The following is a 13,184-nucleotide window of genomic DNA, read 5'->3' as shown; positions in this document are numbered from 1 at the left end:
AGCACTGAATGCTGTCTGACTGAGACTGGCATGAAGCTTTTAATTAGCAACGACGACGGTGTTTTCTCGCTGGGAATTCGCACGCTGGCAAACACCCTGGCAGCGGTCGGACATGAAATAACCGTTGTTTCGCCCGATCGAGAGCGATCGGCAACCGGACACGGGCTTACCCTCCACCAACCCATTCGAGCAGAACGAGTCGAAAGTGGGTTTCATCCTTCGATCGCTGCCTGGGCTTGCTCTGGCACGCCTTCGGACTGCGTAAAGCTGGCACTAGGAGCACTGCTGGATAATCCACCTGAAATGGTACTGTCTGGCATTAATCACGGGTCTAATCTAGGCACAGACGTGCTGTATTCTGGAACCGTTTCTGCCGCGATGGAAGGTGTAATCGAGGGAATTCCCAGCGTTGCGTTTAGCCTCACGAGCTTTACCGTAAAAGACTTTCAGCCCGCCGCCGACTTTGCTCAAACCCTGGTCAGTCTGCTGGAAAAACAGCCGTTGCCCCACCTGATGTTGCTGAATGTCAACGTACCTGCGGTTCCGGCTGAGAAAATTGCGGGCGTTGCCGTGACTCGTCAGGGAGTGCGTCGCTATGTGGATCAGTTTGAGAAGCGGGTAGACCCACGCGGCAAAACCTATTACTGGCTTGCGGGTGAGCTGCTGGAAGATGTTGATGAAACGGAGCTAGCGGCGATCGAGCTGGCAAAGCTAGAGGCATTCGGCTCTAACTTAGATTGGTATCATCAAACCTTAACGGACGTGGAGGCAATTCGGCACAACTGCATCACCGTGACGCCCCTGCAATACAACTTGACCTGTGCTTCAGGATTGGTTAACCTGCGCGATTGGCATCTCAACTTCCCTCCGTCATAACGCTTAACCCTCACATTTTTCGTTGCCCTGAAGGCGATTTACCGAACCGGAGCAGTCTAAAAAATCTATAAAAGATTGCAAAATGAAAGGGATCACAGACTAGACTAGAGCAAAGTGCAGATTTTGCCCAAGAATTTCTCAGTAGTCAAGTGTTTTGATCGGCGTTTTACGACCTCGTTCTGGGCAGACTAACGCTGATGGACAGACTGAAGTGATGGGCAGACTAAAGTAAGGGTGCTGTACCAGCAAAAACGAATCCTGTTGATGACACTGAACAGCACGATAATACCGGGTTCGCCTAATTGACGGCTAGGATGAAGTAGTTGGGATGAGAAGTGGCGGTCGACCCTCACCGTGATTGTCAATCGATTCGGCAGAGATGAACTTACTGAGGCTCGTGAAATCTGGCACAAAAACGCATGACTAACAGTTCACATCGATTTACAGTCCGCTTCTGGGGTGTGAGAGGAAGCATTGCTTGTCCAGGGTCTGGAACCGTTCGCTATGGTGGCAATACTTCCTGCGTCGAGATGCGAGTGGGCGATAATTTGCTAATCTTCGATGGCGGAACGGGTCTTCGGGTATTAGGACAAGCCCTGTTGCCAGAAATGCCGATCGCTGCCCATCTGTTTTTCACTCATTCCCATTGGGATCACATTCAGGGCTTTCCCTTTTTTGTGCCTGCTTTTGTCAAGGGCAACCGCTTTCACATCTATGGAGCGATCGCGCCTAACGGCTCCACCATCGAACAGCGACTCACCGATCAAATGCTCCATCCCAACTTTCCTGTACCGCTTCAGGTGATGGGGGCTGATCTCAAGTTTCACGATCTGGAAGTGGGCGATTCAGTTGCGTTAGAGAATATTACGGTTGAAACTGCCCTGCTCAACCATCCCGGAGAAGCGATTGGCTATCGAGTGAACTGGCAAAACTACGCCGTTGCTTACATTACCGACACTGAGCATTTTCCCGATCGAATGGATGAACACGTGCTGCACCTGGCACGCGAAGCAGATTTGCTGATTTATGATGCAACTTACACCGATGAGGAATACCACCATCCGCGATCGGGCAAAGTAGGTTGGGGACACTCCACCTGGCAAGAAGCGGTCAAAATCGCTAAAGCAGCCTCCGTCAAAAAACTAGTGATTTTCCATCACGATCCGCTGCACGATGATAATTTTATGGATCAAGTGCGCGAAGACACCGCCCGACAGTTCCCCAACAGCATTGTTGCCTGGGAAGGGTTGACGATCGATCTGGTAAATCAGCTCACTGCCCCTGCCTATCACTCCTTTGCTGATCAATATTCAGAAGCAGAAGTATCCGCTTGAGCCGATCGACGTTTGGTTTTCTGATTCATTTGTTGTCGTAACGCTAACGCGATCGACGTTTAGTTTTCTGTGATTGCCAGATTGTGTCAAAATGTAAAGCGTGTGGATTACTTCTTCTTTAACAACCGCTAAAACTCCAACTCGTGTTGCTTTAGGAAACTTTGACGGCATTCACCGGGGGCATCAGAAGGTGATTGAGCCAGTTCTAGGGCACACAATTTCTGATGGCGTTGATCGAGGTAGTGATTCGTCAGATTCCTATCGGTTCCTCTTGGAAGAACAGCCCGCATCCGTAGAGCAACCCAAACCGCTCCCTACGGTTGTCACGTTTCACCCGCATCCGCGCCAGTTTTTTACCGGTACATCTCGCCCTCTCCTCACTCCCCTAGAAGAAAAAACTCAGGCTTTGCGATCGCTTGGTGTGAAGCAGCTTGTTTTACTGCCATTTAATGAGGCGTTATCCAGCTTAACCCCAGACGCTTTTGTCAGAACAATTCTGGTCGAGTCGCTGCAAGCACAGCAGGTTAGTGTCGGACAGAATTTCTGTTTTGGTTCTAAACGTGCCGGAACAGCGGTCGATCTTCAGAGCATTGCCGCCCAGTTTGGGATTCCGGTTGAGATCGTGCCACTTTATTGCAGCGATGACGAACGGATTAGCAGTTCTGCGATTCGGGAAGCCCTCACGGCAGGAGATCCACAAAAAGCGAATCGATTGCTTGGCAGACCCTATAAGTTGATGGGGCAGGTCGTGCAGGGACAGCAGCTTGGACGGACGATCGGCTTTCCGACTGCAAACTTGCAGGTTCCAGATGACAAATTTATTCCCTGTCGGGGCGTTTACAGCGTCTGGGTTTCTGGAGTGACTGTTCAGCCAATTCGCGGCGTGATGAATATTGGTCATCGTCCTACCGTGTCGGGGCAGCAGCAGACGATCGAGGTGCATTTACTCAGCTGGTCAGGGGATTTATACGGCAAGACGTTGACCGTTGCCCTCGATCGATTCCTCCGTCCTGAGCAAAAATTCGCCTCGCTTGAAGACTTGAAGGCGCAAATTCAGCAGGACTGTTTGGCGGCGCAGGTTGCAGTGGCCTAGTGAGCCGATGAGTGGTGAAAGTTTGATTGAATTCCTATTGAAGCGGGAAGAAGTTGCCTAGAACGCCGACCGTTTTAACCGTTCGTCCCGGAAACTTTGTGGTGTAGGTGCTAAATAGAAGGAAATTTTGGTGTTCGGTAATGCCGTTAATAAAGTTCTGGAGCGGTTCCTTGCCGAAATTAGTCCCCGTTTCTACTGTCCCTCGACAAACTTCTTGCATGGAGCTTGTGATTGATCGTGCCCAGCCAGGAAGTTGAGGCGATCGACAGATGGCTTCGGTGGCTGTCTCAGCAAATCGGACAGAGGCATAGTCTACATAGGTGGGCTTCTCAGGATTGGTGACGAAGAATCCCCCTGCAATCACAAGCAGCGCAATTAAACCGTTTTTCACACGATAACCTCCGTCGATTCGATCCAGGTCCATCATGAACGATCGAGAATTTGCCGGACAAGAGGGTTGAACCGGGCGGAGAACTTACTTCACATCAGGCAATCGCTCAATTCATCTCACCTTAACAAAGCAGCAACGCCTGAAGCGAAGTTATCCAGGTTTGGAAACTCGATCGCTTCAAGACGCCCCTACTTTCCTACTCCCCTAAGTCGTGTACTCCGCATTAATCTTCACATAGTCATAGCTCAAGTCACAGCCCCAAGCAACGCCCGACCCCTGACCCTCTCCGACACTGACCGAGACTAACACGGTATCGCCTTTCAAATATTCTCCCTGAGCCGCCTGCTTCATATAAGCACTGGCAGCAGGACGATCGAACGGCAAAGGCTGACCCTGATCCATCAGCAAAAAGTTGCCTAACTGCACCCGCAAATCACCCTGCTCAAAAGGAACACCTGCCCGTCCTGCTGCCGCCGCAATTCTCCCCCAGTTCGGATCGCGCCCAAAGACTGCTGACTTGAACAGGGAAGACCCGGCGATCGTTCGTGCAATCAGGCGAGCAGACTCATCATCAGTCGCTCCGGAGACGCGCACTTCAAGCAGGCAGGTCGCGCCCTCACCATCGCGAGCGATCGACTTTGCCAGGCGAATGCAAACTTCAGTCAAAGCAGCTTCTAGTTTGTCTGCATCGGCTCCCGGCTCGGTAATGGCAGGTGTGCGGGATGCACCATTTGCCAGGGCAATGAGGCAATCATTCGTACTGGTGTCGCCGTCTACCGTGATCTGGTTAAAGCTTTTGTCACCAGCACGGCTGACCATCTGCTGCCAGAGATGGGGGGAGATTGCTGCATCGCAGGTGACAAACGCCAGCAGTGTTGCCATATTGGGGTGAATCATGCCCGACCCTTTGCAGATGCCGCCAATTCTGACCGGACGGTGATCCAAAGTGGTTTCCAAGGCGATCGATTTTGTCACCAGATCCGTTGTGACGATCGCCCGTGCTGCGGCATCAGACCCCGTTTCGCTAGCCGCCTCGACTAGTTTGGGAATGCCTGCCCGCAGTGCATCCATCTTAATTCGCTGACCGATCACGCCCGTTGAAGCCACCAGCACCAGATCGGACGCAATATTCAGCGACTGAGCTAGCAGCATTGCACTTTCCTGAGCATCAAGCCAGCCCTGAGTTCCCGTTGCCGCGTTTGCCTGACCGGCATTACACAGAATCGCCCGCGCCACAGGTTTCGTCTGAAGCTGTTGACGGCAGAAATCAACCGGAGCAGCACGGACTTGACTGGTGGTGAACACACCCGCGGCGATCGCGTCCACCTCAGACAAAATCAATGCCAAATCCGGCGCGCCCGAAGGCTTTAGCCCAGCGACAATTCCTGCTGCCCGGAAGCCCTTTGGTGCAGTCACGCCACCCTCGATCTCATGCCAATCTGCCATGCTCAACTTCCCTTTGCTCTGCCTTTGCTCGACCTTGCCTCAGGAAAAAAGCGCAATCCGACGCGTAGCCCTAAAACGCACTTCGATTTCGCTCTGTTCCCAAAGCTACCTGTCCCTGATGGTTGACCTGCTAGCCAGGATGCATCAATCCCATAGATGCAGTGGGGCGATCGTCTTCTATCGGCCTTGATTGATCGAGGCTTGTTTTCCTGATAGAAGGCGATCGTCCCCGTTTAGTCCCAGCTTTATTCAACGCTTCGATCGTTACGGCTCGATCTTGACCGAACGAATCTTGTCGCCCTGCCGAATGGCATTGACCACATCCATATTCTCCGTTTTGCCAAAAACCGTATGCACTCCGTCCAGGTGCGGCTGCGGCGAATGGCAGATAAAGAACTGGCTGCCCCCGGTGTCACGTCCGGCATGAGCCATCGATAGGCTGCCTGCAAGATGCTTATTGGGGTTGATTTCACACTTGATTTGATAGCCAGGACCACCACGACCATCCCCTTTCGGACAGCCCCCCTGAATCATAAAGTCGGAGATGACTCGGTGAAAGGTCAGCCCGTCATAAAAGCCCTTTTCAGATAAATCGACAAAATTCTTGACGGTATTGGGAGCATCCTGGTCAAACAGTTCCAGATTGATAGTTCCCTTGTCCGTTTCCATGATGGCGCGAGTCATGATTATTCCTCGGTAATGGGGCGAAGGCTACATCGCGACACTTGCGGTACGCTCCTGATTTCCTTCGTCCACGATAGTCATTCACGATAAAGCCGTGAGGTTCCTAGTTTACGCCAATCTTTAGCACGTCGAGCAGAGAAGAAATGTAAAGAAAAGGACGTTCTCTGCTAGAAAACGCCCTCAGGTCAGTTGTGATATTCGAGTGTGAAATTTCAGTACCAATCGACTTGCAATGTTCAATCGGACAAAAACCCGTAGAACGGAAAAAAGCTAAATTATTCGTTTCTCAGCGAACCGAGGGGCTTTCCCTGGATGTGGCTATGATTTTGGATTGCTTCAGCATCCATCCCAATTTCTTCGGCAGAGCGGCTCAGCATCGATTGCTGTCGATTCTTCACTTGATGATGATGGCGCATCATTAGGGCACGAGCTTGATCACGAGTAGACATTGCAGGGCACTCCGTTTCTACTAGGTTTACGCTTAGGTTCTTTAGGAATTATTTTTTCAGGATTCATTTCCTGGAGACAGAGCAGTGATGCCCTGCCTCTTAACTTAATATAGCAGACATTCTGTATTTAAAGTTACAGAATTGCATTCAGATACAAAACTTAATAATCTCCAAATCCTCTGACTTGTTACCAGGATCGCCTCCACAAACCCAAAGCCCCCCAAAGCCTCAAAGTACTACCACTGCATCTCCTTGCCCATCCACTCCTCACTTGTCCTCAGCCCCATTCCGCGATACGCTCAGGCAACAATAAGACACACTTAAAAACCGCTTTAACCATATGGTCATGGCAAAGAACGCTCAGGAAAATCAGATCGAAGTCGGCAAGCTGAAATGGTTTTATCGATCGTCTGACCCTCTCAATCCCAGAGACAAACCGCCTGTCGTTTTACTGCATGGCATTCCCGCTCAAAGCTATAGCTGGCGCAATGTTATGCCTGCCCTGGCAGAACAAGGGTTTCGCTCGATTGCCCCCGATTGGATTGGCTCTGGTTTTTCCGCTCAGCCCGATCGCCGCGACTTTGCCTACACGCCGGATGCCTATGTCACTGCCCTGGGAGATTTTTTGGATGCACTAGCGATCGACCGCTGTTCGCTGGTGGTGCAAGGTTTTGTGGGGTCGGTGGGGTTACAGTACGCGCTGCGTCATCCCAATCGGATCGAACGGCTAGCAATTTTGAATACGCCAATCGGTACGGCGGCAAAACTTCCCTGGAAAATACGCCAGCTTGGAATTCCCCTGGTGGGCGAAATGATGACCCAAGACCCGCTTCTGGTCGATCGCACTTTGGAGGGCGGTGGCGGTTATCGGGTTGAGGATAAAGATCTGGATGTGTATCGTCGTCCGTTTCTAAAAAGTTCAGCGGCGGGTCGATCGCTATTTGTCACGGTGCAAAATCTACACTTGGCGGAGGCCATGGCAGAAATCGAAAAGGGCTTTGCAGACTGGAAACAGCCCACCCTAATCGCCTGGGGAATGCGCGACCCGTGGTTGCCGTTTAGTTTGGCTGAAACGCTGAGGCAGCAAGTAGCGGATGCTGAGCTTGTCAAGCTGGAAGAAGTCGGGCATTACCCGCAGGAGGACTGGCACGAGAGAGTAAACGAGGTGCTGCTGCCGTTTTTGCGCCGCCAAATTCTGTAGGTTGCTTCGATCGCTCCGGTCCGATCGTTCCCTGAAGCGTTGAGCCGCCGTGAAACCTATGCCTGAGTCCCAAAATTGCCCGTGATGATTCCGAAGCTGTTCGATATAATCGCCTTGAGGAAAGCTAGACGATCCTGGCGGTAAACGCCTTGATTTCTTTGGATTCTCCCTCATTGGTTCTTGCTTCGTATCTTTCGCTGCTGTCCTTTACTTTGCACGTGTGGCTTGTGATCGCAATTTATCCCGGCAGTTTTGATCCGATTACACGCGGTCATCTGAATATCATCGAGCGGGGCTGTCGGCTCTTTGAACAGGTGATTGTGGTCGTGTTTCGCAACCCGAATAAAGCCCCTTTATTTCCGGTAGAGCAGCGCACTGACCAAATTCGGCGATCGACCCAGCACTTACCCAACCTGGAGATTGATCACTTCGAGGGTTTAGCCGTCACCTATGCCAGAATGCGCCAGGCACAAGTCCTCCTGCGAGGGCTGCGGGCCGTGTCCGACTTTGAGATGGAACTGCAAATGGCACACACCAACAAAACCCTCTCCGCCGAGATTGAAACCGTTTTCCTCACCACTGACCCGGAATATAGCTTTCTCAGCAGCAGTGTTGTCAAAGAAATCGCCCGCTTCGGCGGACCCATAGACCATCTTGTTCCCCCTCCTGTCGCCCTGGATCTGTACCAATGCTTCGCCAAAACTCCGATCGCCCCAGCCCCGACCGCAGAGCCTCGAACGGTAGCCACTCTGGGAACCAGCAGCCCAGCCACCGGGAAGGGGTACGACTCAATGGAGTAGACATTCAGCGCGAGCTAAACAGGCTAGAAGAAATCATTCTCGACAGTCCCCGAATTCCGCTCAGCCGGCGGACGCTGGTGGACGAAGAGCAGTTGCTCGATCAGCTTGATCTGGTGCGGCTCAGTTTGCCCGGAGCTTTTCAGGAAGCCACCGAGCTATTGCTGCACAAAGAGGAAGTGCTGCTGGATGCAGAGCAGTATGCCGAGGAAATTATTGAAGCCGCTCAGCAGCGAGCCGCCCAGATTCTGGATGAAATGGGCATTATCCGGCAGGCAGAGCTTGAGGCACAGCGAATCCGACAGCAGGTGCAGCAGGAATGTGACTCCATGCAGCAGCAGACGATCGCCGATATAGAACAGATCCGACGACGTGCCCAGCAAGAGCTAGAAGACCTTCAGCGCATGGCTCTGGCAGAGTGCGAAGAAATTCAGCGCGGGGCAGACGACTATGCCGACCGCGTCTTGCGCGATATGGAACAGCAGCTCAACGAAATGATGCGGGTGGTGCGGAACGGACGGCAGCAGATTTCGGGCGGAACCTCAAATCCAGCGAGTGACAGCTATTCTGCCAACCGCTTTCCCCCAGCTTCACGTTACTAGGTCACTCTTTCTGCTTTAATCCATCAAAACTTCATTCGCGATTGCGGGTTTTCCTCAATTCTGCTGGATTAATGCAGAGGCTAGACTGTAAATACAGAGTTCCCTGAGATTGTCAAGCTTAGAACCCAAATATGACATCAGAAGAGTTTGTTACTCAAGCAAGGGCAGTGCTAGAACAGGCACTGACAAACCTGCAAACCACAACGCTGCTGAATTCACAGCTTGAGCAGCAAATTTTAGAAACTGGGCGTTCCCTGCAAACCCTGAGCTATTTGCTAGATGCCTTGTCCTCATCCGAGCGTTCTGCTGAGAGTGGGCAAGATAATCCACCCAACCACGGTCAGCCTAATTAGTTCAAATTCGTTCAAAACCGATTTTCCTCATCGAATGCAGGTCGGTGAGAAAGCGTTGCTCCTGGGTTTGTGCCTACTAAGAATGCGGCATCGTACAGACGAAGGTTCTGAAAGCTGCAAGATGTGGGCTGCTTTAAGACCGATTCGATCGCCAGACATAGCTCTCTTAAACAGGTCGGCTTCACAAAATAGCGATCGGCTCCGAGACTCATTGCTCGCTCTCTATCTTCTGGACGCGCACAGGCTGTAACCACAAAAACTGGAATCTGAAGCGATCGATTTGCCATTTCTTGCAGCACCGCGAACCCATCGATATCGGGCAGCTTCAGGTCAAGCAAAATGAGGTCAGGGTGATACACAGAGAGGGTTGCTAGTGCCTGTCTCCCTTCTGTAACGGCTGCAACTCCCACTCCAAAGCAAGTTTGCAGATAGTCCTGCATCAATTCGCGATTGTAAAGATTATCCTCAACTAACAAAATACGATCGCGCTTTTCCTGACTAGCTTGGGGTACAGTCATTGATGGAAGCAAGAGGAGAGCAAGAGGGGCAGCATTTTTTAGCAATTTAGACTTGCAACAAACAAGGGGTGACTTTGCGATTCATGAATTACGAGTGGATCAGCCCTGAAAGATAAGAATAGTTTTAATTAGTTCGTTTTTTAATTTAATTTTAGTTATTGTACAGTCGATTCGCATCTTTGCAGAGACTACTATTTTTCACTTGCATTGTAGCCTTTAAAGTAAATTGGCTCAGTGATCGCAAGCAGATAGCTACAGCGATAGGGAACATCATCTGTGGTAGGGTGATGAGACGATTAAATTCGTTGGTTCTGGCGGAGAGCAGCCGTCAGAGGTAGATAGACCCTGCAATGGATAAGGAGTCTAGAAAACCGGGGAAAGTTTGGTGTAAGTCCAACGCTGTCCCGCAACTGTAATGAGCAGGCTCGATCGTTCGGCGAAAAAGCTCGATCGTTCGCAGTTCCATCTCTAAGTCAGGATGCCCACCAACGCTCAAAAGTTCACTCAATCTGCGAGGTACAGATGACAACTGCAATGCAAAGCTCCCGGCAGCGCACGATTCAATTTGCGCTTTCGATTCCCGTCCAGTCTGCTCTGTTTTTGTCACTCACTTCAATCACGCTCTGGACGATCTACTTCAGCCCCCATTTGCCCGCACACAATACCCTGCACGAAACCCGCCACTCGATGCTGGGGGTAGGCTGTCATTAGGCAATTCGTAGGATGTTTGAAACGTCAGGATGAGTTTCCAAACCGCTTCCTAGCCTCCTTATTCCAGGGGGAACCTCGCCCACTTCAGGGTTCAACGCCCTAGAGTTGGGGACAGAAAGGGGAATCGTGGGGGCAAGGTGGAGGATTGGATACTGCTTAAACATCTTTAGTGAAGCAGGGGTAGCTTCCTGCAAAATCTAAGGCAACAAAAGAGGCAGCACATGACAACTTCATCGCGCCGTTGGCTCCTGGGCTGGCTTTGCCTAGTGAGCGTTTTGGTGCTAAGTCTTTCAGCTCAGGCACATCCGGAACAGGTTCATCAAGGCATAGCGATCGATGCTCCGGCGGAAGCAGTGCAGTCTAAAACTCCTGTTCTTGCTGGCAAAGTTCAAATTCAGCTTGTCGCGCAGCCGCCCCTGAGCGAAATTGTTCCGGCACACCAGCCCGTCCGGCTCAGGCTTGAGGCAGCGAACCGCCAACACCAACCCGTGCAGAATGCTCAGTGGCAGATCACGCTCAATACGCCTGCAAAAACTCCCTGGCTTTCTAGCGATTTTCCAATGGTTGAAGGAACCACATTGCTTAATGCAAATCTGACTTCCGCAACAAGTCTGCTGGAGCTAGAAACCATCCTGCCGATTCGGGGAAGCTATACGCTGCAAGCCACGATCGCGGCTCCCGGAATCAACGCGCCCGTTGCCCAAACCTTTGTGCTGAATGTGCCAGAAAACCCGGTGAAATATCGCAATGCAGCAACGCTGGCGGTGATTTTGCTGCTGGTGGGGTTGCTTGGCGGTTGGCTCATCGCAAAACAGCCTCGCGGAGCCTCTGAGGAACTGTCTCAATCAGTACGACTGCTGTTGTCGGGGGCGGCAATGGCAGCCATTGTAGCTTTGCTGGTTGTGAACATCAGCGCGGAAAATGCTGAACATTCCCAGCTAGAACCGTTATCTTTAAGCCGGACGACGGCTGAGGTCGGGTCGCTCAAGCTGGAATACCTGGGCGATACGATCGCCACTGTGGGCAAACTGGCAGATCTATCGGCTCGATTGATTGATACCCGCACAAATCAGCCTGTTCAGGATACGACTTTTCGGCTGCAAGCAAAGGATCTAGAGCATGGCATGACGGTGCTGTCGGTCGCGGGCAAGCCCGATGCAAATGGCGTGTTCACTTGGCAGCAGCAGTTTTTTGACGGTGCGCCTCACCAGATTCAAATTGAGGCAGTTTCTCCAGCGAATTCTGCTCCGCTGACGCTGGCTCAGGCGATCGACATCGAAAGCATTGCGCCTCCGTTATCAGTGCGGCTGATGACGCTGGGCTATATGACCGCGATTGTGGGAATTGGGATGGTGATCGGGTTTGGAGCAGGGAGAATGCGATCGGGTTCACGTTATCGTAAAAGTTCTGTCAAGCCAGACACAGGCAGGATTTAAGAGGATGTTTAATTGGGTGTCTAGGCTTTTACACTGCCCCCTAAATTCCCCTCTTGTGGGAACTTTGAAACCTTTCTTAGCGGTTCAGTTCTCTCTAGGTTTAGAGGGTCAGGGGAGCGGTTCGCAGCACAGGTAGCCCGTTTCAAGCATCCTCTAAGAATTTGATCTTCAGGATTTTAAGCCAATATCAAAACTTCAGGAGATTTCACGATGCACAAAATTCCTGTCACGATCGTTACCGGATTTCTGGGCGCAGGCAAAACAACGCTCATTCGGCATTTGCTGCAAAACAACGAAGGGCGACGCATTGCAGTTTTGGTGAACGAATTCGGCGAAGTGGGCATTGACGGTGATTTGCTGCGTTCCTGTCAGGTTTGCCCGGAAGATTCCTCCGAAGCCGCGCTGGACGCTTCTCAGGTTGCAAACACGAATCTTGCAGACAATATTGTGGAATTGACGAACGGCTGTCTCTGCTGCACGGTGCAGGAGGAATTTTTGCCGACGATGCAGGAATTGCTGAAACGGCGCGATCAGCTCGACTGCATTTTGATCGAGACTTCAGGTTTAGCTCTGCCCAAACCGCTTGTGCAGGCGTTTCGCTGGCCTGAGATCCGCACTGGGGCAACGGTAGACGGGGTTATTACAGTGGTGGACTGTGAAGCTCTAGCTCAGGGGCAAATAGTCGGCGATCGGGACGCACTCACGGCACAGCGAGAAGCAGACCCCACGCTAGAACACGAAACGCCGATCGAAGAACTGTTTGAAGATCAGCTTGCCTGTGCCGATCTGGTGCTGTTGACCAAAGCCGATCGCGTAGACCCAGCAAATCAGGCGAAAGTGCAGCAGTGGCTTCAACAAGAGCTTTCTTCGGGAGTGAAGATTGTGCCCTGCCATCAGGGACAGATCAGTCCGAATGTTTTGTTGGGGTTTAATGCGGCAGTCGAATCTGATTTGGAGAATCGCCCCAGCCATCACGATCACGAGGAAGACCACGACCACGACGACGATATTAATTCTGTCCAGGTGATACTCGATCGCGCCTTTGACCCCGCTCAACTGATCGATCGCCTTAGAACCCTGGTGCAGCAGCAGGAAATCTACCGGATTAAAGGATTTGTTGCCGTGCCAAATAAATCGATGCGGCTCGTGCTTCAAGGGGTGGGCGATCGGTTTAACTCTTTCTACGATCGTCCCTGGCAGGGCGAGGAACTGCGCCAAACTCGGCTAGTATTCATTGGGCGGGCGATCGATCGACAGCAGATCGAACAGGCAATGATTCCGGTGACAGCGTAG

General features: G+C 51.7%; 15 protein-coding genes and 1 riboswitch. Of the genes, 10 read left to right on the top strand and 5 right to left on the bottom strand.

Annotated elements, in window-relative coordinates:
* Positions 1-30: 30 nt before the first annotated feature.
* The 3 genes from surE to NDI45_RS00495 all read left to right on the top strand — a co-directional run bounded on the left by surE (position 31) and on the right by NDI45_RS00495 (position 3,303).
* Positions 31-876, top strand: a complete 846-nt coding sequence (gene surE, locus NDI45_RS00505; RefSeq protein WP_348245759.1) for a 5'/3'-nucleotidase SurE — start codon at positions 31-33, stop codon at positions 874-876.
* A 419-nt stretch (positions 877-1,295) separates the two neighbouring features.
* A complete protein-coding gene (locus NDI45_RS00500; protein ID WP_348245758.1) occupies positions 1,296-2,210 on the top strand; it encodes an MBL fold metallo-hydrolase in 915 nt (304 codons plus the stop codon).
* Positions 2,211-2,310: 100 nt separating this feature from the next.
* Complete coding sequence (locus tag NDI45_RS00495) at positions 2,311-3,303, top strand: bifunctional riboflavin kinase/FAD synthetase (RefSeq protein WP_348245757.1); 993 nt, start codon at positions 2,311-2,313, stop codon at positions 3,301-3,303.
* Between the two features lie 34 nt (positions 3,304-3,337).
* On the opposite strand, the gene NDI45_RS00490 is transcribed toward NDI45_RS00495, so the two are convergent.
* The 4 genes from NDI45_RS00490 to NDI45_RS00475 form a co-directional block, all read right to left on the bottom strand.
* On the bottom strand, positions 3,338-3,730 hold the full coding sequence (locus NDI45_RS00490; protein WP_348245756.1) for a DUF4359 domain-containing protein: 393 nt from the start codon (positions 3,728-3,730) through the stop codon (positions 3,338-3,340).
* A 168-nt stretch (positions 3,731-3,898) separates the two neighbouring features.
* Positions 3,899-5,140 (bottom strand): bifunctional ornithine acetyltransferase/N-acetylglutamate synthase, encoded by a 1,242-nt coding sequence (gene argJ / locus NDI45_RS00485; RefSeq protein WP_348245755.1) that lies wholly within the window; start codon positions 5,138-5,140, stop codon positions 3,899-3,901.
* A 264-nt stretch (positions 5,141-5,404) separates the two neighbouring features.
* A complete protein-coding gene (locus tag NDI45_RS00480) occupies positions 5,405-5,824 on the bottom strand; it encodes a peptidylprolyl isomerase (protein WP_348245754.1) in 420 nt (139 codons plus the stop codon).
* 275 nt (positions 5,825-6,099) lie between these two features.
* Positions 6,100-6,273 (bottom strand): hypothetical protein, encoded by a 174-nt coding sequence (locus NDI45_RS00475; protein WP_190794354.1) that lies wholly within the window; start codon positions 6,271-6,273, stop codon positions 6,100-6,102.
* A gap of 346 nt (positions 6,274-6,619) precedes the next feature.
* Between NDI45_RS00475 and NDI45_RS00470 the strand changes: the two genes are divergently transcribed.
* The 4 genes from NDI45_RS00470 (at position 6,620) to NDI45_RS00455 (ending at position 9,226) form a co-directional block, all read left to right on the top strand.
* Positions 6,620-7,474 carry an alpha/beta fold hydrolase gene (locus NDI45_RS00470; RefSeq protein WP_190794353.1) on the top strand — a complete coding sequence of 285 codons (855 nt, stop codon included), beginning with the start codon at positions 6,620-6,622 and terminating at the stop codon, positions 7,472-7,474.
* Positions 7,475-7,701: 227 nt separating this feature from the next.
* On the top strand, positions 7,702-8,274 hold the full coding sequence (gene coaD / locus NDI45_RS00465; protein ID WP_190794356.1) for a pantetheine-phosphate adenylyltransferase: 573 nt from the start codon (positions 7,702-7,704) through the stop codon (positions 8,272-8,274).
* Complete coding sequence (locus NDI45_RS00460; RefSeq protein WP_199296832.1) at positions 8,163-8,873, top strand: ATP synthase F0 subunit B; 711 nt, start codon at positions 8,163-8,165, stop codon at positions 8,871-8,873. The genes coaD and NDI45_RS00460 overlap by 112 nt, the downstream gene beginning before the upstream one ends.
* A 131-nt stretch (positions 8,874-9,004) precedes the next feature.
* A complete protein-coding gene (locus tag NDI45_RS00455) occupies positions 9,005-9,226 on the top strand; it encodes a hypothetical protein (protein ID WP_190794352.1) in 222 nt (73 codons plus the stop codon).
* An 11-nt stretch (positions 9,227-9,237) separates the two neighbouring features.
* Here NDI45_RS00455 and NDI45_RS00450 read toward each other — a convergent pair whose 3' ends face one another.
* Complete coding sequence (locus NDI45_RS00450; RefSeq protein WP_190794351.1) at positions 9,238-9,744, bottom strand: response regulator; 507 nt, start codon at positions 9,742-9,744, stop codon at positions 9,238-9,240.
* Positions 9,745-10,078: 334 nt separating this feature from the next.
* Positions 10,079-10,249: riboswitch (cobalamin riboswitch) on the top strand.
* 17 nt (positions 10,250-10,266) lie between these two features.
* On the opposite strand from NDI45_RS00450, the gene NDI45_RS00445 reads away from it, so the two are divergent.
* The 3 genes from NDI45_RS00445 to cobW all read left to right on the top strand — a co-directional run bounded on the left by NDI45_RS00445 (position 10,267) and on the right by cobW (position 13,184).
* Complete coding sequence (locus tag NDI45_RS00445) at positions 10,267-10,455, top strand: CbtB-domain containing protein (RefSeq protein WP_190794350.1); 189 nt, start codon at positions 10,267-10,269, stop codon at positions 10,453-10,455.
* A 221-nt stretch (positions 10,456-10,676) separates the two neighbouring features.
* Positions 10,677-11,891 carry a hypothetical protein gene (locus NDI45_RS00440; RefSeq protein WP_348245753.1) on the top strand — a complete coding sequence of 405 codons (1,215 nt, stop codon included), beginning with the start codon at positions 10,677-10,679 and terminating at the stop codon, positions 11,889-11,891.
* A 210-nt stretch (positions 11,892-12,101) separates the two neighbouring features.
* The gene (gene cobW, locus NDI45_RS00435) at positions 12,102-13,184 is read left to right on the top strand and encodes a cobalamin biosynthesis protein CobW (RefSeq protein ID WP_348245752.1); all 1,083 of its coding nucleotides are present in this window, start codon (positions 12,102-12,104) and stop codon (positions 13,182-13,184) included.

Origin of the sequence: Leptolyngbya sp. GB1-A1 (assembly GCF_039962475.1) — a bacterium.
In the GTDB taxonomy this organism is placed as follows: domain Bacteria; phylum Cyanobacteriota; class Cyanobacteriia; order Elainellales; family Elainellaceae; genus Leptolyngbya_A.
The sequence above is the reverse complement of the archived record's forward strand: the minus strand, read 5'-3'. Positions and strand labels throughout refer to the sequence as shown.